Below are 21,667 nucleotides of genomic sequence, written 5' to 3' on the forward strand. Positions count from 1 at the left end.
AAGAGATGCAGAAAGAAGTGGTCTTCACAAATTTAATACGAGAACATCAAGGACTTTTGTATAAGGTGACTTCAATTTACACTGATAATAAGGAAGATCAAGAAGACCTTTTTCAAGAAGTAATCTTTCAACTTTGGAAATATTTTGATTCGTTTCGTAATGATGCCAAAATAACAACGTGGATGTATCGCGTGGCAATGAATACATCTATCACATTTATAAAAAAGAAAAAAAGACGACCAGATTCCGTTCCAGTTGCTGAAGTCTTTATTAACGAATCTGATACCCATGATGAAGTTTACGAAGAACGGTTACGGTTACTTTATCAGCATCTAAAACACCTGAATACGTTAGAAAAAGGACTCATTTTTCTATTGCTAGAAGGTAAAAGTTATAATGAAATAGCACAAATTACGGGCTTGAGTGCCAGTAATGTGGGTACAAAAATATCTCGAGTAAAGAAAAAATTAAAAACGAACATGACAAATAAATAAATCATGGAATTAGAAGAACTACAATCTGCTTGGACAAAAATGAGCAATGAATTAGACCAACAAAAAAAATTAACGAACAAAATCATATTAGACATGACAAAACAGAAATATCAGAACAAATTCACTACTATTACCAAATACGAATCTTTAGGCGCATTGGTATGTTTCGCAATCGCATTATTTGTAATCTTTAACTTTAACAAATTAGATACTTGGTATTTGCAGGCATGTGGGGCATTTACGCTCTTGTTTTTAATTGTATTGCCGGTTTCGGTGTTATCAACCCTTAAAAAAATCAAGAATATCGATATTTTAAAAGGATCTTACAAAGAGAATCTTAAAGTATACGTGCATACAAAAAATAGATTGCTCAGGTTGCAACAGATCGGAATTGTGGTTGGTTTTATCGGCTTGTTTTTCATTATACCGGTAACCTCAAAAATAATTTCTAACAAGAACGTTTTTCTAAATAGTTTAAAAACGGAACAAATTATTACTTTGACCATAACATTGGTTGCCATGGCTTTTTTCTGTAATTGGGCATACAAAGGGTATAAAAAGATTACCCAATCTGCACAAGAGCTTTTGCAAGATTTGGAGTAAGCGAATTATTCGGTAAGCTTCTTTTGAATATAATTTAAAATCAGCATCCAATTCATTTTTAATAGGAGAGAGGCGGTTGGTACATTGTCATCTTCGATGGCAGAAATTATCGCCTCGTGCTGATTATCAGATTTGTTGTAGAAAGAATCATCATTAGTAAAAGCATGTTCATAGAAGAACAAACGTGTTTTTAGGTCATTCAGAATTTTTAATGCCAACTCGTTTTTATAACCTTTGGTGAGCAACCTGTGAAACTCAAGATCAGCTTGAATTCTACTTATGGCATTTGGCGCATTTTCAAAAACCTCTTGTTGCTTTTTTAAGTTTATGATGTGCTCTTCGTTAAATTCAGAATTTTCAATCGCCATTACCTCCAAATTAGCTACCAATTCATATAAATCTTCAGCTTCTTCTACGTCTAGTTCTGCAATTATGAAACCTCTGTTGGGTATCGCTTTAATTATATGTGCTTGTTGAAGTTGGGTCAATGCCTCGCGAATAGGGGTAACACTAACCTTTAAATGCCTGGCAAGTGCCGCCAAATTAATGGTCTTGCCTATTTTCAAATTACCGGTAATCATTTCAGATAAAAGATAATCGCGCACTTGATCCCTCAAATTTATTTTAACTAGCATACATTAAATATAGTATATCGTATACGATTATAACTGGTATATGGATAACATTATTATAAATGATGGAATTATAGTCTGTAAAAGTACCCTTAGACCATACTATGTAAGCGTTTTTATCGTTTTGACTATACAACCCTACAAACAATTAAACATGAAAAATCTAACATCCTATTTAAAAAAAGGTATTCTCTTATCCGGAGTATTATTAATGGCCTATAGCTGTAGTGATGATGATACTACTGCAGAAGAGGTAACATTAACCCAAACTGAACTAAAAGCGGTTCTAGAAACCGATGAAATTACCGGTGGTATTGATCTGGCGTTATATGAGTTATCTTCAAATAACGGAAGTACGGGTAAATCTACAAGTAATGAATGTTATAGTGCCGTGTATTCAGATACCGGTTATGTGGCAACCTTTAATAACTGTGTATTAAATGGAACAGAAAATGTAAATGGTACTTTAAGCGTTACTTATGACCAACAGGGTGAAACTGGTTCTTTTACAGCAAGCTATGATGACTTCTACGTCGGTGAAATAAAAATTAATGGAACCAGATCATTTTCGTTTAGTACAAATTCAAATGATAGTGCCATAACTTTTCAGGTTACCAGTGAAATGACCGTAGAAATGGAAGATGGCTCAATTATATCTGACAGCGGAACCAAGTCTACAACAATTGCATTTAATGATACCACTACATATAGTATCGAAGGCAGTTGGACCGTTGTTTTTGAAGGTAACACTTATAATGTAAACGTTAATAACGCATTAACAAGTGAAATATCTTGTTCTTATGTTTCTAGTGGTGATATGGATGTTTCTAAAAATGGACTATCGGTAAATGTTGATTTTGGAGATAACACTTGTGATAATATTGCCTTGCTTACCTACCCAAATGGAGTAGAAGAAGAAATTACATTAGAGGATTAAATCAAAATAATGAACATTGAAAAAGGGATAAGACTTGTAGGTCTTATCCCTTTTTTTTAGCTAACTCAAAGAATTATTTTAAATTCTTAATGGGTGTATTGTCTACTTGCAACCCATTGTACTCTCTTGCTTGTTTTAAAGCTTGAAAAGAAAGTGTTTCTTCTTGTTTCCGTTGGTGTGTTTCTAATAAAAGTTCTCATGATGTTCGTATTTTAAATCTGGTGATTAGTCAGATGGATTGATGATTGATTGTTTTTTGATGTGATGTGTGCTGAATATTAATGTGTAAACTGTCTGCTAGCTACCCATTGAACTCTCTTACTTGTTTTAAAGCTTGAAAAGAAAGTGTTTCTTCTTGTTTCCGTTGGTGTGTTTCTAATAAAAGTTCTCATGATGTTCGTTTTAAATCTGGTGATTAGTCAGATGGATTGATGATTGATTGTTTTTGGTGTGATGTGTGCTGAATATTAATATGTAAACTGTCTGCTAGCTACCCATTGAACTCTCTTACTTGTTTTAAAGCTTGAAAAGAAAGTGTTTCTTCTTGTTTCCGTTGGTGTGTTTCTAATAAAAGTTCTCATGATGTTCGTTTTTTAAATCTGGTGATTAGTCAGATGGATTGATGATTAATTGATTTTTGATATGATGTGTGCTGAATATTAATGTGTAAACTGTCTGCTAGCTACCCATTGAACACGTTTACTGTTTTTAAATGCAGTTAAAAAGGCATTTCTTCTTGATTCCGTTGGTGTGTTTCTAATAAAAGTTCTCATGATATATTGTTTTTAATTGATGATTAATAATTCTGTTATACTTACTAGACGACCATTAATATTTTTTGTTACAGTACTATGCATAAAAAGGTACTATTTTTAACAATTTAATAAATTAAAATTATCTCAAAGACTTGATATTCAGTTATTTAAAATATTTATTAAATTTTAAATTTTAACAGTTATAATTGTAATTAGGAACTGGCGGAAAGGTGAAATGGAACTTTTTAAGTCTTAACAAGTAAAATCATTCACTATAATGTATCTTAAAATTGAATTTAACTTTAAGTCTTTTAAAACTTTGGCAGTTTGAGTGCCAGTAATGCTAAATAATTGAAATACAAATCATATCTTTGTAGAACTTTAGAGGGATGCATATAATATCTGCAATGACCTTACAACAAATGACATCGTAGTTAACCCATATGCTTTCCATTGGTTATCAACGTCACTACGTATTTCAATCCCTTTACAGTAAAATCTATTATTATCATTAAAATTACGAATGGCAAAATCGCAACAAACATTTAATAAAACTGAAAAAGAAAAAAAACGCTTAAAGAAGCGCGAAGAAAAGAAGAAAAAAATGCTAGCCCGTAAAGCGGCTGCAAAAGAAAATGGTACTTCTGGTATTCCTCTTGCTTATGTAGACTTCAATGGAAACCTGGTAGATACACCGCCAGATCCTGCTATGAAAGTAGAAATTGAAGCAGAAGATATCGTTCTAGGTATTCCAAAGAAAGAAGAAGGAGATGTAGAAGAATTTGATCCGGTAAGAAACGGTAAAGTTTCTTTCTTTGATACTACCAAAGGGTTTGGTTTCATTATCGACGCTGAAAATAACGAGAAATATTTTGTTCACGTTAGCGGACTTATTGATGAAATCATGGAAAACGACAAGGTTTCTTACGAGCTGGAAAAAGGCATGAAAGGCATGAACGCTGTTCGTGTAAAGAAAATCTAGTACACAAAATTTTCAATGGCAAAAATGCAACGTAACACCGTTCTGGTCGTATTGTCATTTTTTGCCATATACTTCATTTGGGGGTCTACCTATTTGTGGAATAAAATTGCAGTAACCGAATTACCTGCCTTTATGTTGGCAGGTATTCGTTTTGTGACTGCCGGAAGCTTAATTTTTATTATTTCAAAAATTTTAGGCTTCTCATTAAAAATCACCAAACAACAATTTAAAAACACTTTTATTGCCGGTTTTCTGTTTCTCACATTTGGGAATGGAGTAGTGGTTTGGGCTTTAAAATATGTGGACAGTGGGTTTGCGGCACTTGAAGTATCGGCACAACCTTTAGTGGTATTGCTCATGATGCGTATCTTGCAGGGCAAAAAAATACAACCCATGTCAATCATTGGGGTTATTCTAGGCATTACCGGTATTTTTCTATTAGTAAGTCAAAAAGAGGTTATTGCTCAAGAAGGTGCCATACTGGGTATGGTACTAATATTTATTTGTATGCTTAGCTGGTCTTATGGTAGCCTATTTGTTGGTAAAGCTGTCTTGCCCAAAAATTTCTTTGTCAATACCGGTTATCAAATGCTAACAAGCGGATTATCTCTACTCGTTATCAGTACCCTATTTGGAGAAAACTGGACATCACCAGTTACTTGGAGTCCAAAAGTGTTATGGTCAATGCTACTCTTAGTTGCATTTGGCAGTATCATTACTTTTACGGCGTTCAATTATTTACTTCGTATTGTTTCTCCAGAGAAAGTAGCAACATCTACTTATATAAATCCCATAGTAGCTATGATTTTAGGATGGTATTTTTTAAATGAAACCATCACCGTACAATCTGTTATGGCTTCGGTTGTTTTACTAACTGGCGTGTATTTTATAAACACTAAAAAAAGCCTTACTATTCTTTCTAGATTCTCAGGGAAACGTATTCCTAAAAAGATATCGGATCAAGAGTTACCTCATTAACTTCTGTGGGGTTCATATGTTCTAACCTTATAGTACCTATTCGTACTCGTACTAAACGAAGGGTTGGAAAGCCCACTGCAGCAGTCATTTTACGTACTTGACGAAATTTACCTTCTTTAATAGTTATGCTGATCCAACTTGTGGGTCTGTGCCTGCCTATTCTCAATGAAGAATGTGCATCGGGTAGGGTAGGTGGTTCTTTTAACAATACTACGGAACAAGGTTTGGTGGTATATTTCTTGCCAAAGATTCCAATGTTAATGCCTTTTGCAATTTTTTCAATCGCATCAGAATTAATGATGCCATCTAATTGGGCTAGGTACTCTTTTTCAATACCCAACCTATTAATGGTATCGCTCAATTTCCCATCGGTAGTCATTAATAACAATCCTTCAGACTTCTCATCCAACCTACCTATGGGCATTATTCCTTCAGGAAAATTAAAAAGCTCACTTAAAAATCGCTTTTTACGAAGTTGACGGTCTTCACCGGAAGATATTTGGCTTAGCATACCCACTGGTTTGTATATTTTAAAATGAAAATGTTCCTTCAATTTTACCTATTACAATTAATTTCTATTACATATGGTCGCAAAAGATACCCTTTTTAACCCATGAATTAGTAATAAACTAGCGAGATTGTTACCTTTGCACACTCCAGAGAAGATTTTATGCAAGAGACAGTTTTTGAACTACAGGACAGAAAAACAGATAAAGAACTTTACAGCTACCAACAAGGAGCAATTCAACAAATATTTGACAAGTTCGATTCAGAACGAGATGATTATCACCTTCTATACCAATTACCTACAGGTGGTGGTAAAACCGTAATTTTTTCGGAAATAGTACGTCAGTACCTTAAAAACCATAATAAAAAGGTTTTGGTAATGACCCACCGTATTGAACTGTGCAACCAAACATCTGCCATGCTGACCAGTTTTGGCGTTGTCAATAAAGTGGTAAACAGTAAAGCCAATCTTGATGATCAAGAGCGCTATAGCTGTTATGTTGCTATGGTTGAAACGTTGAACAATAGATTAAACGATGACCAATTAGATATTTCTGATGTCGGTTTGGTTATTATAGATGAGGCTCACTACAATTCTTTTACCAAGTTATTTAAGTTCTTTGAAAATTCATTTGTTCTTGGCGTAACAGCTACGCCGTTAAGTTCTAATAAGGACTTACCAATGAACAAAAACTATGATGAACTTATACCTGGTGAAACTATAGAAAACTTAATTGCCAATGATTTCTTGGCAAGGGCAGAAGTATTTCATTATGATATGGGACTAACTTCTTTGGAAATTGGTTCTAATGGTGATTATACCGTTAAATCATCTGCTGATTTATATACGAGTCCGGCAATGTTAAGTAAGCTTTTAGAAGCTTATACCAAACATTCAAAAGGTAAAAAAACATTGATTTTTAATAATGGTATTGAAACCTCTATTCAGGTTTACCATACTTTTCAAGCTGCAGGTTTAAACATTATGCACCTTGATAATACTGCTACAAAGAAGCAGCGAAAGCAAATATTAAAATGGTTTAAAGAAACGCCTGATGCTATTTTAACGTCAGTAAGTATTTTAACCACTGGTTTTGATGAACCTACTATTGATACTATTATTCTTAATAGGGCAACAAAATCATTGACGCTGTACTACCAAATGATCGGTAGGGGATCTAGGGTATTGAACAATAAATCTAAGTTTACGGTTATAGATTTAGGTAACAATCTATACAGATTTGGTCCTTGGGGAGCAGATTTGGATTGGGGAGCCATTTTTAAATCTCCCAATTACTACATGGATCGTATTCGTGACGATGAAGACATTGAAAGCGATTTTAAACTTGACCTATCTGAAGAAGTTAAGGCGGAGTTCAAAAACTCCAAAGAAACGTATTTTGATATAAAAGAGACTTACGAGACAGCTACTTTTGCGGGTGAATCATCTAAAGTAGTTCTTGAACGATCTATTGCCCAACACGCTTACATATGTATTGAAAATAGTGAAGATGTGTATGATGCCATTGCATTGGCTAAGCTATTAAAAGAAGATATTGATAATAGAATACACGTTTATGGTAAGTGTATCAGTAAAAGCACGTATAATTTCTTAAGCTGGTTAAAAGACGATTACCAAAAGAAATTGAACGCTTATTTACGTGAAAATTTTGATAAGGTCTTTGAAGAAATTCATGGACATCCACCAGAGGATTAAATAGTACAAAATTCAAAAGGGCTGTTCTTAAATGAACAGCCCTTTTTATTTAAAAGATCTTTTAGTTTACTCTACAATTAAATTATATTGTGGTGTAGGGTTCAAAGGACAGAAATAAACATATTCCCCTTTTTCTAGTTTTGTAGCCTTAGAATGACCTACTGTATTATTTTTCACCGCCGCAGTTACATATGCAGTTTGAATATGGTTTTCTGGTTTAGAGGCATCCATACCTTTCTTTACTAAAACCAGACCCACATCTTTACCTACGTTATTATTTGCAACGTCAAAAATATAAGTGCCTTCACTAACTGTAATTGATTTTTGCGTGAATTCGCCAGTTGTTTGCTCTAAAGCAATTTTCTTAACTGGCTGTTTCATCATTTTATCTTGTGCGTTTGCGTTGAAAGAAAATGCTAATACGATTACTAAAATTGATAATACTTTTTTCATGTGTTTAAATTTAATAGGTGTTACCCCGTTTTAATGTTTATTAATAATTAGTTGTGAAATTGTTTATAATGAAGGAGCTAACGGAAAATCAACGGGTACTTGTGTTGTACTGTGGATGTAGTTTGATATTGTTTTGTCTCCTACTAATGAAATGGTGTCAACTAAGTTTGCTTTTGTATAACCAGCAGCAAAATAGTTTTCTAAAATTTTTTCATCAGTACCCCCTCTATTCTCTGTAATGTTTTTTGCTAATTGAGCCAAGGCATCCAACTTAGAGTCAAAAGATGCTTTTCCTGCTCTAAGCTCTAAAATTTGTTCATCTGTAAAACCGTTCATTTTACCAATAGCTGTATGTGCCGATAAACAGTAAATACAATTGTTAACTTGGCTTACTGCTAAATTGACGACTTCTTTCTCTTTAGCTGATAATGAAGTTTTGGCATTTGCAAAATTCAAGTAGTTTTCTAATGCGGTATCACTATTAGCATACGTTGCATATAAATTTGGTACAAAGCCTAAAGCTTTTTTAAGATTGTCGAAAATCGCTTGATTGTTTTCGCTTACTTCTTCTCTGGTAGGTACATTAAATGTGCTCATGATTATGTTTTTTTATTATTTTATTTTGAAATTAAATTTGTCACAAAGGTAGACTGACTAACAGGTATTTATCATGCTTGAAATTCCCATTGGCTTGTCAATTTTTCCTTTAGAACAATGAATTGAATACTCGTGTTAATCCAGATGATGAATCAGAATCACAATAGAAATCTGATATATGATTGTGTTCACAATGTTCTTTTACATTGACGGTGTTTGACACCTCTATTCTTCTAGAAGTAAATATTTCTATTAAATTGAAAATTGATTTGTGTTTTAAATTCATGTCTTTACTGTTATAATTCTACAGCACAAAGATCTAGCAATCATGAATCTTAAAACGGGCAATTTTACCCTTGTAGTTGTCAATTCTTCCCTAACTGGTTTTTTCTAGGCGTTTCTTGAATTGAGAAGGAGAGAGGTTTGTAATTTTTTTAAACAAACGACTTAAATGCGATGCATCTTCAAAGCCAATTTCATAAGCAATCTCTTTAGCGGTTTTATCGGTATAGATCAGTAACCGTTTGGCTTCAAGTACTATGCGCTCATGTATTATTTGTAGCGGAGTCGTTTTAAATTTTGCAAAAGTATTGGAAAGGGTTTTTGGAGACTTAAATAGTTTACTTGCATAAAAGGAAACCGAATGATCTTCTTTAAAATGTACTTCTACCAAAACATTAAATGCTCTTAGCAAATCTATTTTTACATCACTGTTAGGATTACCAAATCCTTCTTTTGCCTTTAGCAGCCTTGTACTCATAATCATAAAACGCGCCATTAGCAAACGCAGCATTTCTGCTTGTATAGTATCTTCCGTACTTAATTCATCTACAAAAACATCATGTAACGTATTGAATTTTCGTTGTTCATTTTCTCCTAAATCTATTAATGGAAAATGTGCATTGCCAAAAAATAATAGTCCTGCGCAGCTTACCTCTTGATCATGATCTTTTATACAGTAAAACTCACGGTTAAATTGATAAACAACCAAATCTTTACCATCCACAAAATGAATAAATTGAATTGGGGTCAATGCAAGTAAACTATGTTCTGAAATTATATAAGGTATACCATCAACTGTAATCTCGGCTTTGGTACTAGTAGTTCTAACAAAAATATAGAGCTCAGCTTGTTTGGGCTTTCTATAACTTTCCAATAAAACTTCATTACCGACTTTAAGTAATCCGCCGGTACTAAAATCTTTAAAAATTTCTTGCATGAAGTTTTGGTCTAAAAAAAGGATGATTCATTACAGAAGTAACAAATCATCCTTTTAAAACCTTTAAACAACAACTTCTTTAAAACCTCACAGAAACCTTTCCTCTTAAGTAAAACGGAGTTCCGGGAGTGAAATGAATTTCTTCAACCGATGCTGTTTCATTGAACAATCTACTTTCTGTAGCGAACTGTGTTTCGTTCCACTCTGTATCAAATAAGTTTTCAACGATTACACCAACCGTCCAGTTTTTAATATTGTAGTTCAAGTTTAAGTCCGTTACAAAATATCCTTCTGCAACAATACTATTGTCTTCGTTCGCAGCCCTATCGCCCAAATATCTATAATTCAAATTCCCAGAAAAATTGCCTAAATCGGTAATTGATAGTCCGCCTACTGCCGTGAAATCCGGTGCTAGGGGAATATAGTCTTCACCGCTCGTTTCTTCTGTACTTCTTGCATAAGTGTAGTTGACGTCACTATATAGATACAACCAATTCAATACTTGATAACGACCACCAAGCTCAAGTCCTAATCTACGTGTTTTACCACTCGGCTCAACAATACCTGCATCACCTACGTAAACAAATTCTTGATCTAATAACAGTCCCCATAAAGTGGCATTTAAAACCAATTTATCTGTAGGTTTAATAATGGTTCCTAAATCTACACCATAAGCGGTCGGTAAGACATCCCTACCTTCGTTTGCCGTAACTACACGTGTATCGTTAGAATGAAATCCCAGACCTGTTTTTAAGAATAGCTGCCAATTTCTATTTACCGAGTATAGTGTATTCAACTTAGGACTCACTTTAGCTTTACTTTCACTTTTATTGTCGTAAAGTTCGCTTAGTTTGTTCTCATAGTCGAAATTGAAATAATCTAATCGTACAGATGGATTAAAGGTCCAGTTTCCTGTTTTATATTCCGCATCAACAAAACCGTACATATTTGTTTCATCTACGTCGCCAAATGCATATTGCTCCAACACTGTTTTTCTATTTAACGTATGTTCTAGTGTTACATCATCTACATTATCATTTCTAAAACCTACACCAGCAGAATAGGTAAAGATATCATCTTCTCTTACAGTTATATTGATTTGTTCAAAAACAGTTTCAGCTCCCATAATCGTTCGATCTTCATACTGTCGTATTTGATCGCCATTTACTGGGTCTTCTAAAAAGAAAGTGAAATTGGAGAACAATTCAAAATCATACTTGCTTATAAAAGCCCTAGTTTTTAAGAATTGGTCTTCACCCAAAAATTTTGTGTGGTTCAACATTACATTTGTTCTACTGGTTTGTCCTCCTTCAGTATCGTCAATGGCACCAAACCTACCTATTACGTTTTGATCTACGGCTCTTTGTGGAATTTGACCCGAAGCATCCCATTTACTTTGAAAATGAGATACCGTTAATGTAAGTTCTTCCTTACCTATATCCCTATAATTATATCGACCTAATACATTTATTCTATTGAAATTTTGAGGCGAATCAAATGGTCCGTCGGTAAGATATACTTCAGAGGCTAGGTAGGCATCGCTTTTACCATCTTCCAATACCTTAAATAGACCCACGAATCTATTGGTATTAAACTGTCCGGCTTCATAAGACACCATACTTTTATCTATGCTTTTCTTCAAGCTTAAATCTACATAGCCAGCAGTATTAAAATTACCCTGATCGGCGTAATACAATCCCTTACCAAAATTTATGTTATTTATAGTTTCCGGTATTACAAAGTGTAAATCGGCATAACCTTGACCATGCGCATGTGATACCATATTCACTGGCATACCATCTACACTAATAGCTACATCTGTACCGTGGTCAATATCGAAACCTCTTAAGAAAATCTGTTCTGCTTTTCCTCCACCTGCGTGCTGACCAATTAATAATCCTGGTACTTTTCTCAAAATTTCCTGTGATGACTTTACCGGATCGTTCTGTATATCAATATTTACAATTCTACTCATGGCATCAACTTTAGAAATTACTTCTACTTGATCTAAATTGATACTTGATTCCTCTAAAGCAATTTGTACATTTCCATTGAAATGTTTTGGTTCAACCACCAACACAAAGGTTTTGAATCCTAAGTTTGAAAAATATACTGAATCGTTTACCTGTGTTGAAGGAAGTGAAAATGACCCTGATAAATTGGTATGACTATGTTGGCCGCTAGTCTGATTAAAAATGCCAACATTTTCTAAGGCTACACCATTATTATCTGTCACTTTACCTTTTAAGCTCTGTGCACTGGCGCTTGTTATAATACTGAAAAATAAAATGAGATTGAACAGTTTAAATACCCTGCTACTTGAATTCATAAAATTAGTTTTAGAAAGGTTGTCTTTGAAAATACTTACGACAAAAAACTTAGAAGGTTTTAAAAATTATAAAATCAAAAATATGCCTTAGTAAAAAAGAACTCCCTCTTTTTACGCTTTATAACAATGTTTTAACGATAAGAGTCAAAATACTACCATTAATAGTAGGAACTTTGAGGTATAAACTATGCATTTTCAAAATAAAAAATATATGAGCACACAAGTATTATTAACCCCTTACCATAAAAATCTGGACTTAAAAAATAGGGTGGTGATGGCACCTATGACACGAAGTAGAGCTACCAATGACGGAAATATACCTACAGAAGATTTGCATGTACCATATTACAAACAAAGAGCCTCTGCTGGATTAATTATTACGGAAGGCTCACAAGTCTCTAAGCAGGCTGTTGGCTATGTTAATACCGCAGGAATTCACACCAAAGAACAGGTAGATGGATGGAAAAAAGTTACCAAAGAAGTTCACGATAAAGGGGGTAAGATTTTTATTCAACTATGGCACGTTGGGCGTATGTCTCACCCAGATTTTCATAATGGTGACTTACCTGTAGCTCCGTCGGCTATAAACCCAAACGCTCAAAGCTATACCCCAGAAGGTTTTAAAGACACGGTAACCCCTAAAGCCATGAGTATTGATGAAATTAAACAAACAGTTGATGATTTTAAGAGTGCCGCAAAGAATGCTGTAGAAGCTGGTTTTGACGGTGTAGAAATACATTCTTCCAATGGTTATTTATTCCATCAATTTTTTAATGGAACTTCTAATCACAGAACTGATGAATACGGTGGAACCATAGAAAATAGAACCCGTTTCTTTTTTGAAGTCTTAGATGCCATAAAAGAAGTAATACCACAAGAAAAAATAGGAGCAAGGTTCAACCCTTCTTTAGACGGAATGTTCGGTATTACCATGGATGAAGAAACCATACCAACATTTGAATATATCATTAAAAAATTAAATGATTATAACTTGGCATATATTCACTTATCGGAACCTTTCACCGATGTATCCGATATACCGTATGCAGTACAAAATATTGCTGAACATTTTAGACCACTTTACAATGGTACTTTAATGATCAATGCAGGGTTTGATCAGGAGTCAGGTAATAAGGTGATTGAAGAAGGTAACGCAGATCTCGTTGCATATGGCAAATTATATATTTCCAATCCGGATTTGGTAGAGCGTTTTGCCAATGGATATGAATTAGCCGATTGGGACGATGACACCTTTTATTCCGGAGGAAAAGAAGGGTATTTAGATTATCCTACCTACAACCAACAACAAGAACACGCATAAAAACAAATTGTAACTAGTAAATTATCCTAATATGAATTTTATAAGAAAAGCATTCGCAACTTGGAAAGGTAGCGGAAAAGAAGGAAAAGGAACCTTAACTACAGAAAGTACTGTTCTACAAGACACACAATACTCCTACAATACAAGATTTGAGAACGGTAAAGGCACAAATCCAGAAGAATTGATAGCTGCAGCACATGCTGGCTGTTTCTCTATGCAATTAAGTTTTTTACTAGGCGAAGAAGGTTTTACACCGAATTCGCTAAATGTTGAGGCAAATGTTCAATTTAAAGACGGCGAAATTAATAAGGTTATACTTGAATTAAAAGGTGATGTGCCTAACATAGAAGCTGATAAATTCAATGAAATTGCAGAAAAAGCGAAAGAGGTTTGTCCTATTTCAAAATTGTTGAAAGCTGAAATCGAGCTGAAATCTCATTTAAGTTAAAACGCTGTTTACGGTATAAAAAAAGCAGCCATTGGCTGCTTTTTTATTTTTATACGTGTTGAATACTATTTTATGTGATCCCTATTCCGCTCTAAATCTTCATTACCAGGTCCACCTTGACTATACAATTGGTTTTCCTCATCTTTTAACGTTTCTTGAGTTTTGCTTTGCGGCAATTCTCTTCCGGGTATGTCCAAATCTTTTCCGGCAAAATCTACATCCTTTTCTCTATCGTTAAGTTGGCTATCATCACCTCTGTCGGTTCTTGTGTTCTTAACCTTTTCTCCTAAAGCCTGTAAGTCATCTGTAGTTACATCAGAATTATAGCTTGTATTTTTATCTTCACTTTTCATAAATAACATTTTAATAAGTTGTTTGTAAGCTAGTATTTCTATCCTTAACCATTTAACACAAAGCAGTGTTATATGTGCTCATTTCGGTAATAGAATTACTGAACAATTCAACACTTTTTTTGGATTAACAAATTGGGTTAACACGTTAATAGCCCATATTGAATTTAGCTAACTTGCATAGAAAGAAATGAAAATGGAAAATGTATTAGTTGCTGGTGCTAACGGTACCACAGGAAAAAAAATAGTTAACCTTTTAAAAAGTTCTCAATATTTTGAGCCTATTGCAATGGTAAGAAAAGAAGAACAACAAGAGCAGTTTAAAAAAGATAATATAAAGACCGTTTTGGGCGATTTGGAAAAAGACCTTTCACATACGGTAGAAAATATAGATAAAGTAGTATTTGCAGCTGGATCGGGCGGTAAAAAAGTAGTGGAAGTAGATCAGGAAGGAGCTAAGAGCCTTATTGACGCCTCAAAACAAGCTAACGTAAAGAAATTTGTTATGCTAAGCTCTATGGGAGCAGATAACCCCGAAGAGAGCGATGAATTAAAGCAATATTTGGAAGCTAAACATAATGCAGATGAATATTTAAAATCTGCCAACATTATGTACACCATAGTTAGACCTGGTTCATTGACTAATGATTCGGGTACTGGTAAAATTGAATTAGAGCATAAATTGAATAAAAGAGGATCTATTACCAGAGATGATGTGGCACAAACTTTAGTAAGATCTTTACATGACGATGCTGCTATAAATCGCACATTTGAAATTATCGAAGGAGATACTTTAATCGCAAAGGCTATGGATGCAAATTCATAATAAAAAGAAGTTGTTTGGTTGAATGTTAAGCCAATTCTAATTTAATTAGGGTTGGCTTTTTTTTGTGTTATAATTTTCAACATCTTTATACAATTAACGATGCGTATCTTTGCACCATACTAAACAACCAGAATATGAAAATTTCGTTTTTAAAATTTGCAATGGCGATTACGGTGGTAATTTCATTGCATTCTTGTAAAGAAGCTAAGAAAGAAAATACACAGAACAATGCTGAAAATGTAGCATTGGACAGTACGGATTTGGCATTATTAGAATTAAACCTACCGGAAGGATTTCAAATAGAAGTCTATGCAAGGGGAGTAGATGGCGCACGCTCTATGGCTATGGGTGATGAAGGCACCCTTTTTGTTGGTACCAGAACAGAAAATAATATTTATGCTATACAAGATACCAATGGAGATTTTAAAGCTGATAATGTAATGGTTTTAGATACTATGGAAGTACCTAATGGTATTGCCATGAGAAACGGAGATCTATATGTGGCACAGGTAGGTAGTCTGTGGAAATATCCAAATATTGAGGATCAATTGGACGGAGAATTAGAAAAAGAATTAATATATGATGATTTTCCGACGGAATTTCACCACGGATGGAAATATATTGCCTTTGGACCTGATGATAAATTATATGTACCGGTAGGTGCACCTTGTAATATTTGTAATAGAACAGATGAAGATGAGCGGTTCGCTACTATTTCAAGAATGGATCCTGATGGAACCAACCGTGAGATTTATGCTAGAGGCGTACGTAACTCCGTTGGTTTCACGTGGCATCCTGACACTAAGCAAATGTGGTTTACAGATAACGGTCGTGATATGTTGGGCGATGATATACCTCCTTGCGAATTGAATACCGTAACCGAAGCAGGACAGCATTTTGGCTATCCTTTTTGTCATGGTGGTATAGTTAAAGACCCAGAATTCGGAGATTTACATCCTTGTTCTGATTTTGTGGAACCGGCATTACAATTAGATGCCCATGTGGCTCCATTAGGTATTAAATTCTATACCGGAAATATGTTTCCAGCAGAATATAAAGGAAAAGCATTTATTGCCGAACATGGATCTTGGAACAGAAGTAAAAAAGTAGGTTACCGAATAATGATGGTAGATATTGAAGATGGTGCCGTCGTAAATAGTGAGCCTTTCATTGATGGCTGGTTAGATGAAGTAGCTCAAAAAGCTTCGGGCAGACCGGTTGACATGCTGATGCTAGAAGATGGTTCTATGTTGATTTCAGATGACTATGGTGATGCCATTTATCGCGTTACGTATGCTGAAACTGCACTTGCCAAGAACTAAATACTATATCTTATTATATAAAAAGCAGCTACTTTTAGCTGCTTTTTAATTTCGTATCCACTTTATTTTATTCGTCAAGTATTATATTTATCCAATAAAAACATATCACCTAAAACCTACCTTTAAGAAATGGCATATCCAGAAAAAGTTTATTTAAACGGAGAAATCAAAGATGCCCATGATGCTAAAATTTCAGTATTTGATAGGGGTTTTATTTTTGGTGACGGAATCTACGAGGTTATCGCAAACATAAACGGACGATTATTTTATTATGATGCTCACCTTGACAGATTAAAAGATGGATTAAAAAAAATAAATATTGCGTTTGATACAAGCTCTTTACCAAAAGCAATTGATGCCCTTATATCCGCATCTAATCTTAAGGATCAAGATTATATGCTCTACATACAAATTACTAGGGGAGTGGCTCCTAGAAAACATGCGTACCCAGAAACGGCAATACCAACCGTTATGATGTTCGCATCCCCTAAAACATTGCCCGATATTAATGAAGTTAATGCCCAGGTAATCACAAGAGATGACTTCAGATGGTCTCGTTGCGATATCAAAATGACATCGTTATTAGGTAATGTAATGCTGAACGATGAAGCAAAACAACATGATTGTTATGAAACCATTATGCACAGAAATGGGGTTTTCACCGAAGGTTCTCACTGTAATCTATTTTTCGTAAAAAACGGAACAGTATTTACACACCCAGCCGATGAGTTCATTCTAAATGGTATCACTAGAATAGTGGTCTTAGAACTTTGCAAATCTTTAAATATCGAAGTAAAAGAAACACCCATAAAAATTACCGATTTAATGCATGTTGACGAAGTATTTTTAACAGGTACCACTGTGCAAATAGCTTCAATACAACAAATTGATGACCATATATTATATACGGAAAACAAAAAAGACTCCGTTACAAAAAAATTGCAAGAAGCCTTTTTAAAATTAAAGTATACTGTTACTCCACTTTAAAATAAGTGAAGAATTCATCTGTGTTTTTAATACCCATTAAGTTAAGTATATAGCAAACTTCACTAAAATCAGAAAAATCCAATCCGTCGTTTGCCACACTTTTATTTAAATACCTTCCGTCTTTACCATTGTATTTATTTCCCAATCGTATAGCCGTATTCCATACTTCTGTTAAGTGGTCGTTATGAATTTTAGTTTCCCAGTTCACTTTACCCTTAGATTTGAAACCTGGTGTACCATTGCCCACTGCATTGCCATCGGGTATTTTATGATAATCAGTTACTGTTTGTGTGTACTTTAGTTTCGTTGGTTCGGTAACAGATTCGTTCCAATCACTATGCTGAACTACATGTATGTTCTCCTTTATTTTGATTGATGGATTTTGATGCGATAATTGCTTTACCCAATCTGCAGTAAAATCGGACTGACCCGCTTCGGCAACCCATACATCGCCACCGTTTTTAATGGTCTTTGATACCAATTTTGCGATTTTTTCTACAGATGCTTCCCAGTTTGCATCGGCATCTGCCCAATTTTCGTTGAACGCCAATTTCATTAATTCGTTTGGCGGAACATATAATCCTTTTTGAATACCATAGGTACCTGCAACAGCATAATAATTAAGGTGCTTATAATCTGGGTGTCTTAAAAGCGTTGCCAAACCAGCCGCTGTATGAAGGTCATCGATATCGGTTTTACAATCTAACTGAACCAACAATAAGTCTTTAGAGATGTCAAATTTTGGTTTTTGCGCTGTTATACTAAAACCAAAAAACATCATACAGGTAATGCCAAAGCAAGCTTTTTTTAAGTGAAATATAATTTTCATGTTGTTGAATGAATTGAGTTGATTATTTGTTGTTTTTACTAATGTATCAAAATATTTATAATGGTATGATAAATGATTCTTTCATAAATCATAGCATAATTACAAATGATACATAGCTACTTTCAAGAAATCTAGACTAACTATTCAGTTTTACAGCAGGTAAATGCTTCATTTTGAGCAGAAAACTCTTAAAGTATTCCCAAAAAAAGAATATAACCGATTAATAACCGCTCATTGTCAACTATTGGCGTCATCTTTGCTTACTAATAAGTATTATAAATTAAATTACATTACAATGAGTAAAGGAACAGTAAAATTTTTCAACGACACAAAAGGTTTCGGTTTTATTACTGAAGAAGGAGTTGAGAAAGATCACTTTGTACACATTTCTGGTTTAATCGATGAAATTCGCGAAGGCGATGAAGTTGAATTCGAACTTAAAGAAGGTAACAAAGGTTTAAACGCAGTGAACGTTAAAGTTATCTAAGACATATATACATTCAAGTTTAAGAAAAAGCCCTTCAGTGATGAAGGGCTTTTTTTATTATCGCTCATTTTTAAGTCTATCGAAATCTTTCTCCAATTGAAATAGTTTTTCTTCTATATTAAAATTGGTCTCGGGCAACCTGTGATAGAAAACATACCTCACGCGCCACATTTCTTTAATATCTTTCAATTTCAGTTCTACATCTTCCACATTTTTATGATCTGCCCGTAACACAAAGTTGTCATTCGTAATAAACAATCTTCTTAATATGATGTTGCTTTCTGTAACAATAAAAACCAAAGTGCCATTATTAAGTTTTGAATACACGGTAGATGGCACCCATTCTCCAACAGCAATATCTTTTGGAAACATTCCCAATTCATTTCTACTCATTTCTAAATTCTGAACAGTATACGCCCTAAATTTTTTATCAGGATTAATGGGTAAAGACAAAAACGGCAAATCTTGTATGTAAGAATCTTTATTATAATACTTCATATAATCTCCCTGATTCAAAGTTGTTATACAAGGAACTTTTATGAAGAATTCTTGCTCACCAAGGTCTTGCTCAACAGTTAAATTACCTTTGAACTTTAATAAATTATTTACCGTTAATTCGGTTGTTAGCAAGTCATCTATAGGAATGCTAAAATAATTAGCAATTTTTATCAATGTTTCTAGTTTTGGCTCACTTCTTCCTTCTTCATAAGCTCCCAAAGTACCTCGTTTTAAGTCGAATAGCTCTGCAAATGCTTGCTGACTAAGACTTTTTAAACTTCTTATTTTCCTAATATTTTTACCGAAATATGACATTTTTCTGCTAATTATATTTGCAAATGATAAATATTTATTTATATTTGTCTAACAAAATTAGCAATAAATATTTGAATTGCTATTATTTTGAGCTATTAATTTTTGTTTAACCAATTTTAAAAACTCAATATTATGTTCGTCGTAGTTATTTACATTTTAGCGCTCCTATTGTCAATTTAGGAAAACGCACCAATATTATTTTGTATTATTGAATTTAAGAATCCACTTACAAAAACCAACACAAATGAAAAACCACTTTAATATAACCAGAGATTACCTGCTTGAACTGAATTTTAATATTGTAAAAGAGAACAGGGCAGACGGAATTATGGTTGTTGAGAAAGAAGACTCTGGAATAAAAAATCTGATATTAGGGGTATCGCCACCAATTTTGATTATGGAACAATTTATATTTTCTGTTCATAATCAATCCGAAAAAATCTTTAAAAACTTACTCCAAAAAAATAGAGACATCATTCATGGAGCCTTTGTTTTAGATGAAACAGCAAACCGAGTCATATTCAGAGATACATTACAAATCGAGAATATGGACTTGAACGAGTTTGAAGCTAGTCTAAACTCTTTAAGCTTATTAATGAGTGAATACTCAGACAAAATCATTGAATTTTCTAAATATTAAAAACAATAAAATCATGAATATATTTAAAAGACTATTTAAAATAGGAGAAGCTGAAACCAATTCGGCTATAGACAAAATGGAAGATCCCATTAAGATGACCGAACAGGGCATTAGGGACATGAAACTGGACTTGGAAAAAAGTTTAGAGGCCCTTGCACAAGTAAAAGCACTTGCTATACGTTCTAAGAACGATCAAGACGTTTATAAGAACAAAGCCAAGGAATATCAAGATAAAGCTATTATCATTCTAAAGAAGGCCAATAGTAAAGAATTGGACGCAGCCGAAGCGGACAGACTTGCAAAAGAAGCTCTAATGCAAAAAGAAACAAACGAGAAACAATTGGAAGCTACTAAAGCAGAAACCGAAAAGTTTGAGTCAAACGTAAGCCAAATGCAAGGTAATGTTGAAGCTTTAAAGGCGAATATAAATAATTGGGAAAACGAACTTAAAACGTTAAAAGCCCGAGTTAAAGTAAGTAATGCCACCAAAAACTTAAATAAGCAAATGGCTGAGCTAGACAGTAGTGGTACGGTTTCTATGCTTGAGCGTATGAAAGAAAAAATAGCTCAAGAAGAGGCCTTAGCCGAAGCGTATGGTGATATTGCCAATGCAAGTAAATCTATTGATGAAGAACTAGATAAAGCTGCAGATACCACTGAAGCTGCCGCAGATGACGAACTTCAAAAATTAAAAGAACAACTAGGGTTCACAAAAACCAAAAAATAAAAATTTGAATCAACTGACCGACATATTATTTTCTGAGGTAAACATTACACTGACCGTTTTGCTGATACTTCTAATTGTCTACTGGATCATTACCATGATCGGTGGTCTTGATTATGACCTAGATGTTGATATAGAAGTAGATGCTGACATCGATTTTGATGCCGGTATTGAAGGCGGCAATCTAGATTTTGAAGATATCTCAAATGCAGAAGTCAATAAAGACGATGTTATAGGCAAGAAACGTAAGCCGTTAAAAAGATGGCAAATATTTCTCATTTATTTCAATTTTGTAGGCTTACCGTTTATGTTCACGTTTACCTTTTGGATTTTTGTATGGTGGTTTTCCACCACCATACTTACTACACTTACCGGTACCTATGAAAATTATATTGGTTTTGTAATTATGATTGCACTACTATTTCCGGCTTTGTTTATCAATAAAATTCTTACCACACCATTTAAAGGATTTTTTAAACAACTAAATAAGGATGGAGACGCCCCTGTAGATTTTTTAGGGAGGCAAGCAATTATGTTATCCAGTATAAGTGAAGATAAACTGGGTAATGCAGAGGTAAAAGCAGATGGCAACAGCCATTCTATCTACGTAAAATCACTTGACCGTAAACCACTTACATATGGAAGTTCGGTCTTGATCATTAAACGATCTGCGGATCACACACACTTTTTAGTTCAATCTTATAATCAATAAATCTT

General features: G+C 34.0%; 25 protein-coding genes. 15 read left to right on the top strand and 10 right to left on the bottom strand.

The annotated features are described in order from the left end of the window. Positions 1 to 5: 5 nt before the first annotated feature. On the top strand, positions 6 to 494 hold the full coding sequence (locus DCS95_RS01205; RefSeq protein WP_116769029.1) for an RNA polymerase sigma factor: 489 nt from the start codon (positions 6 to 8) through the stop codon (positions 492 to 494). A gap of 3 nt (positions 495 to 497) precedes the next feature. Continuing rightward, positions 498 to 1,097 carry a hypothetical protein gene (locus DCS95_RS01210; protein ID WP_116769030.1) on the top strand — a complete coding sequence of 200 codons (600 nt, stop codon included), beginning with the start codon at positions 498 to 500 and terminating at the stop codon, positions 1,095 to 1,097. Between the two features lie 5 nt (positions 1,098 to 1,102). Here the strand turns inward: DCS95_RS01210 and DCS95_RS01215 are convergent, their stop codons facing one another. Continuing rightward, positions 1,103 to 1,732, bottom strand: coding sequence for a GntR family transcriptional regulator (locus DCS95_RS01215; protein WP_116769031.1), 630 nt, complete (start codon positions 1,730 to 1,732; stop codon positions 1,103 to 1,105). 151 nt (positions 1,733 to 1,883) lie between these two features. Here DCS95_RS01215 and DCS95_RS01220 point away from each other — a divergent pair, with 151 nt between their 5' ends. From DCS95_RS01220 to DCS95_RS01230, 3 genes are all read left to right on the top strand, one after another. Further along, positions 1,884 to 2,666, top strand: a complete 783-nt coding sequence (locus DCS95_RS01220; protein WP_164674098.1) for a hypothetical protein — start codon at positions 1,884 to 1,886, stop codon at positions 2,664 to 2,666. Between the two features lie 1,278 nt (positions 2,667 to 3,944). Continuing rightward, positions 3,945 to 4,403, top strand: coding sequence for a cold-shock protein (locus DCS95_RS01225; RefSeq protein WP_036154395.1), 459 nt, complete (start codon positions 3,945 to 3,947; stop codon positions 4,401 to 4,403). Positions 4,404 to 4,418: 15 nt separating this feature from the next. Further along, positions 4,419 to 5,381 (top strand): EamA family transporter, encoded by a 963-nt coding sequence (locus DCS95_RS01230; RefSeq protein WP_116769033.1) that lies wholly within the window; start codon positions 4,419 to 4,421, stop codon positions 5,379 to 5,381. On the opposite strand, the gene DCS95_RS01235 is transcribed toward DCS95_RS01230, so the two are convergent. Next, positions 5,347 to 5,934 carry a pseudouridine synthase gene (locus DCS95_RS01235; protein ID WP_116769034.1) on the bottom strand — a complete coding sequence of 196 codons (588 nt, stop codon included), beginning with the start codon at positions 5,932 to 5,934 and terminating at the stop codon, positions 5,347 to 5,349. The two genes, DCS95_RS01230 and DCS95_RS01235, sit on opposite strands and share 35 nt — an antisense overlap. Positions 5,935 to 6,051: 117 nt before the next feature. Here DCS95_RS01235 and DCS95_RS01240 point away from each other — a divergent pair, with 117 nt between their 5' ends. Then, positions 6,052 to 7,605 carry a DEAD/DEAH box helicase gene (locus DCS95_RS01240; RefSeq protein WP_116769035.1) on the top strand — a complete coding sequence of 518 codons (1,554 nt, stop codon included), beginning with the start codon at positions 6,052 to 6,054 and terminating at the stop codon, positions 7,603 to 7,605. Positions 7,606 to 7,671: 66 nt separating this feature from the next. Here the strand turns inward: DCS95_RS01240 and DCS95_RS01245 are convergent, their stop codons facing one another. The 5 genes from DCS95_RS01245 to DCS95_RS01260 all read right to left on the bottom strand — a co-directional run bounded on the left by DCS95_RS01245 (position 7,672) and on the right by DCS95_RS01260 (position 12,203). Next, positions 7,672 to 8,058: a hypothetical protein gene (locus DCS95_RS01245; RefSeq protein ID WP_116769036.1), complete on the bottom strand. Its 387-nt coding sequence runs from the start codon at positions 8,056 to 8,058 to the stop codon at positions 7,672 to 7,674. A 63-nt stretch (positions 8,059 to 8,121) separates the two neighbouring features. Beyond that, on the bottom strand, positions 8,122 to 8,655 hold the full coding sequence (locus DCS95_RS01250) for a carboxymuconolactone decarboxylase family protein (RefSeq protein ID WP_116769037.1): 534 nt from the start codon (positions 8,653 to 8,655) through the stop codon (positions 8,122 to 8,124). Between the two features lie 109 nt (positions 8,656 to 8,764). Next, positions 8,765 to 8,941, bottom strand: a complete 177-nt coding sequence (locus DCS95_RS20160; RefSeq protein WP_164674099.1) for a hypothetical protein — start codon at positions 8,939 to 8,941, stop codon at positions 8,765 to 8,767. 90 nt (positions 8,942 to 9,031) lie between these two features. Continuing rightward, positions 9,032 to 9,874: a helix-turn-helix domain-containing protein gene (locus tag DCS95_RS01255; protein ID WP_116769038.1), complete on the bottom strand. Its 843-nt coding sequence runs from the start codon at positions 9,872 to 9,874 to the stop codon at positions 9,032 to 9,034. A 79-nt stretch (positions 9,875 to 9,953) separates the two neighbouring features. Beyond that, positions 9,954 to 12,203 (bottom strand): TonB-dependent receptor, encoded by a 2,250-nt coding sequence (locus tag DCS95_RS01260; protein WP_116769039.1) that lies wholly within the window; start codon positions 12,201 to 12,203, stop codon positions 9,954 to 9,956. Between the two features lie 211 nt (positions 12,204 to 12,414). Here DCS95_RS01260 and DCS95_RS01265 point away from each other — a divergent pair, with 211 nt between their 5' ends. Both DCS95_RS01265 and DCS95_RS01270 read left to right on the top strand, forming a co-directional pair. Continuing rightward, a complete protein-coding gene (locus DCS95_RS01265) occupies positions 12,415 to 13,524 on the top strand; it encodes an alkene reductase (protein ID WP_116770109.1) in 1,110 nt (369 codons plus the stop codon). 31 nt (positions 13,525 to 13,555) lie between these two features. Next, on the top strand, positions 13,556 to 13,972 hold the full coding sequence (locus DCS95_RS01270) for an OsmC family protein (protein WP_116769040.1): 417 nt from the start codon (positions 13,556 to 13,558) through the stop codon (positions 13,970 to 13,972). Positions 13,973 to 14,037: 65 nt separating this feature from the next. On the opposite strand, the gene DCS95_RS01275 is transcribed toward DCS95_RS01270, so the two are convergent. Beyond that, positions 14,038 to 14,325, bottom strand: a complete 288-nt coding sequence (locus DCS95_RS01275) for a hypothetical protein (protein WP_116769041.1) — start codon at positions 14,323 to 14,325, stop codon at positions 14,038 to 14,040. Between the two features lie 193 nt (positions 14,326 to 14,518). Here DCS95_RS01275 and DCS95_RS01280 point away from each other — a divergent pair, with 193 nt between their 5' ends. The 3 genes from DCS95_RS01280 (at position 14,519) to DCS95_RS01290 (ending at position 17,457) form a co-directional block, all read left to right on the top strand. Continuing rightward, on the top strand, positions 14,519 to 15,148 hold the full coding sequence (locus DCS95_RS01280) for an SDR family oxidoreductase (RefSeq protein WP_116769042.1): 630 nt from the start codon (positions 14,519 to 14,521) through the stop codon (positions 15,146 to 15,148). A gap of 134 nt (positions 15,149 to 15,282) precedes the next feature. Then, positions 15,283 to 16,470 (top strand): PQQ-dependent sugar dehydrogenase, encoded by a 1,188-nt coding sequence (locus tag DCS95_RS01285; protein ID WP_116769043.1) that lies wholly within the window; start codon positions 15,283 to 15,285, stop codon positions 16,468 to 16,470. 129 nt (positions 16,471 to 16,599) lie between these two features. Continuing rightward, on the top strand, positions 16,600 to 17,457 hold the full coding sequence (locus DCS95_RS01290; RefSeq protein WP_116769044.1) for an aminotransferase class IV: 858 nt from the start codon (positions 16,600 to 16,602) through the stop codon (positions 17,455 to 17,457). On the opposite strand, the gene DCS95_RS01295 is transcribed toward DCS95_RS01290, so the two are convergent. After that, entirely contained in the window at positions 17,444 to 18,286 is an 843-nt protein-coding gene (locus tag DCS95_RS01295; RefSeq protein WP_244178353.1) for a hypothetical protein, read from the bottom strand. The two genes, DCS95_RS01290 and DCS95_RS01295, sit on opposite strands and share 14 nt — an antisense overlap. A 295-nt stretch (positions 18,287 to 18,581) precedes the next feature. On the opposite strand from DCS95_RS01295, the gene DCS95_RS01300 reads away from it, so the two are divergent. Next, positions 18,582 to 18,773, top strand: coding sequence for a cold-shock protein (locus DCS95_RS01300; RefSeq protein ID WP_027067037.1), 192 nt, complete (start codon positions 18,582 to 18,584; stop codon positions 18,771 to 18,773). A gap of 57 nt (positions 18,774 to 18,830) precedes the next feature. Here DCS95_RS01300 and DCS95_RS01305 read toward each other — a convergent pair whose 3' ends face one another. Further along, complete coding sequence (locus DCS95_RS01305) at positions 18,831 to 19,586, bottom strand: helix-turn-helix domain-containing protein (RefSeq protein ID WP_116769046.1); 756 nt, start codon at positions 19,584 to 19,586, stop codon at positions 18,831 to 18,833. A gap of 244 nt (positions 19,587 to 19,830) precedes the next feature. Between DCS95_RS01305 and DCS95_RS01310 the strand changes: the two genes are divergently transcribed. Genes DCS95_RS01310 through DCS95_RS01320 form a run of 3 tightly spaced genes read left to right on the top strand, consistent with a single transcriptional unit; the run spans position 19,831 to position 21,662 of the window. Then, the gene (locus DCS95_RS01310) at positions 19,831 to 20,226 is read left to right on the top strand and encodes a type III secretion system chaperone family protein (RefSeq protein ID WP_116769047.1); all 396 of its coding nucleotides are present in this window, start codon (positions 19,831 to 19,833) and stop codon (positions 20,224 to 20,226) included. Positions 20,227 to 20,239: 13 nt separating this feature from the next. Continuing rightward, positions 20,240 to 20,953, top strand: coding sequence for a PspA/IM30 family protein (locus DCS95_RS01315; RefSeq protein ID WP_116770110.1), 714 nt, complete (start codon positions 20,240 to 20,242; stop codon positions 20,951 to 20,953). Positions 20,954 to 20,957: 4 nt separating this feature from the next. Then, complete coding sequence (locus DCS95_RS01320) at positions 20,958 to 21,662, top strand: OB-fold-containig protein (protein ID WP_116769048.1); 705 nt, start codon at positions 20,958 to 20,960, stop codon at positions 21,660 to 21,662. Positions 21,663 to 21,667: the final 5 nt, after the last annotated feature.

The organism is Maribacter litoralis (assembly GCF_003075045.1).
Classification (GTDB): Bacteria; Bacteroidota; Bacteroidia; order Flavobacteriales; family Flavobacteriaceae; genus Maribacter; species Maribacter litoralis.

What these genes read in the sequence shown, in the direction of transcription:
- DCS95_RS01205 (WP_116769029.1), top strand. Translation starts at nt 6, where the DNA reads ATGCAGAAAGAAGTGGTCTTCACAAATTTAATACGAGAACATCAAGGA.
- DCS95_RS01210 (WP_116769030.1), top strand. Translation starts at nt 498, where the DNA reads ATGGAATTAGAAGAACTACAATCTGCTTGGACAAAAATGAGCAATGAA.
- DCS95_RS01215 (WP_116769031.1), bottom strand. Translation starts at nt 1,732, where the DNA reads ATGCTAGTTAAAATAAATTTGAGGGATCAAGTGCGCGATTATCTTTTA.
- DCS95_RS01220 (WP_164674098.1), top strand. Translation starts at nt 1,884, where the DNA reads ATGAAAAATCTAACATCCTATTTAAAAAAAGGTATTCTCTTATCCGGA.
- DCS95_RS01225 (WP_036154395.1), top strand. Translation starts at nt 3,945, where the DNA reads ATGGCAAAATCGCAACAAACATTTAATAAAACTGAAAAAGAAAAAAAA.
- DCS95_RS01230 (WP_116769033.1), top strand. Translation starts at nt 4,419, where the DNA reads ATGGCAAAAATGCAACGTAACACCGTTCTGGTCGTATTGTCATTTTTT.
- DCS95_RS01240 (WP_116769035.1), top strand. Translation starts at nt 6,052, where the DNA reads ATGCAAGAGACAGTTTTTGAACTACAGGACAGAAAAACAGATAAAGAA.
- DCS95_RS01245 (WP_116769036.1), bottom strand. Translation starts at nt 8,058, where the DNA reads ATGAAAAAAGTATTATCAATTTTAGTAATCGTATTAGCATTTTCTTTC.
- DCS95_RS01250 (WP_116769037.1), bottom strand. Translation starts at nt 8,655, where the DNA reads ATGAGCACATTTAATGTACCTACCAGAGAAGAAGTAAGCGAAAACAAT.
- DCS95_RS20160 (WP_164674099.1), bottom strand. Translation starts at nt 8,941, where the DNA reads ATGAATTTAAAACACAAATCAATTTTCAATTTAATAGAAATATTTACT.
- DCS95_RS01255 (WP_116769038.1), bottom strand. Translation starts at nt 9,874, where the DNA reads ATGCAAGAAATTTTTAAAGATTTTAGTACCGGCGGATTACTTAAAGTC.
- DCS95_RS01260 (WP_116769039.1), bottom strand. Translation starts at nt 12,203, where the DNA reads ATGAATTCAAGTAGCAGGGTATTTAAACTGTTCAATCTCATTTTATTT.
- DCS95_RS01265 (WP_116770109.1), top strand. Translation starts at nt 12,415, where the DNA reads ATGAGCACACAAGTATTATTAACCCCTTACCATAAAAATCTGGACTTA.
- DCS95_RS01270 (WP_116769040.1), top strand. Translation starts at nt 13,556, where the DNA reads ATGAATTTTATAAGAAAAGCATTCGCAACTTGGAAAGGTAGCGGAAAA.
- DCS95_RS01275 (WP_116769041.1), bottom strand. Translation starts at nt 14,325, where the DNA reads ATGAAAAGTGAAGATAAAAATACAAGCTATAATTCTGATGTAACTACA.
- DCS95_RS01280 (WP_116769042.1), top strand. Translation starts at nt 14,519, where the DNA reads ATGGAAAATGTATTAGTTGCTGGTGCTAACGGTACCACAGGAAAAAAA.
- DCS95_RS01285 (WP_116769043.1), top strand. Translation starts at nt 15,283, where the DNA reads ATGAAAATTTCGTTTTTAAAATTTGCAATGGCGATTACGGTGGTAATT.
- DCS95_RS01290 (WP_116769044.1), top strand. Translation starts at nt 16,600, where the DNA reads ATGGCATATCCAGAAAAAGTTTATTTAAACGGAGAAATCAAAGATGCC.
- DCS95_RS01295 (WP_244178353.1), bottom strand. Translation starts at nt 18,286, where the DNA reads ATGAAAATTATATTTCACTTAAAAAAAGCTTGCTTTGGCATTACCTGT.
- DCS95_RS01300 (WP_027067037.1), top strand. Translation starts at nt 18,582, where the DNA reads ATGAGTAAAGGAACAGTAAAATTTTTCAACGACACAAAAGGTTTCGGT.
- DCS95_RS01305 (WP_116769046.1), bottom strand. Translation starts at nt 19,586, where the DNA reads ATGTCATATTTCGGTAAAAATATTAGGAAAATAAGAAGTTTAAAAAGT.
- DCS95_RS01310 (WP_116769047.1), top strand. Translation starts at nt 19,831, where the DNA reads ATGAAAAACCACTTTAATATAACCAGAGATTACCTGCTTGAACTGAAT.
- DCS95_RS01315 (WP_116770110.1), top strand. Translation starts at nt 20,240, where the DNA reads ATGAATATATTTAAAAGACTATTTAAAATAGGAGAAGCTGAAACCAAT.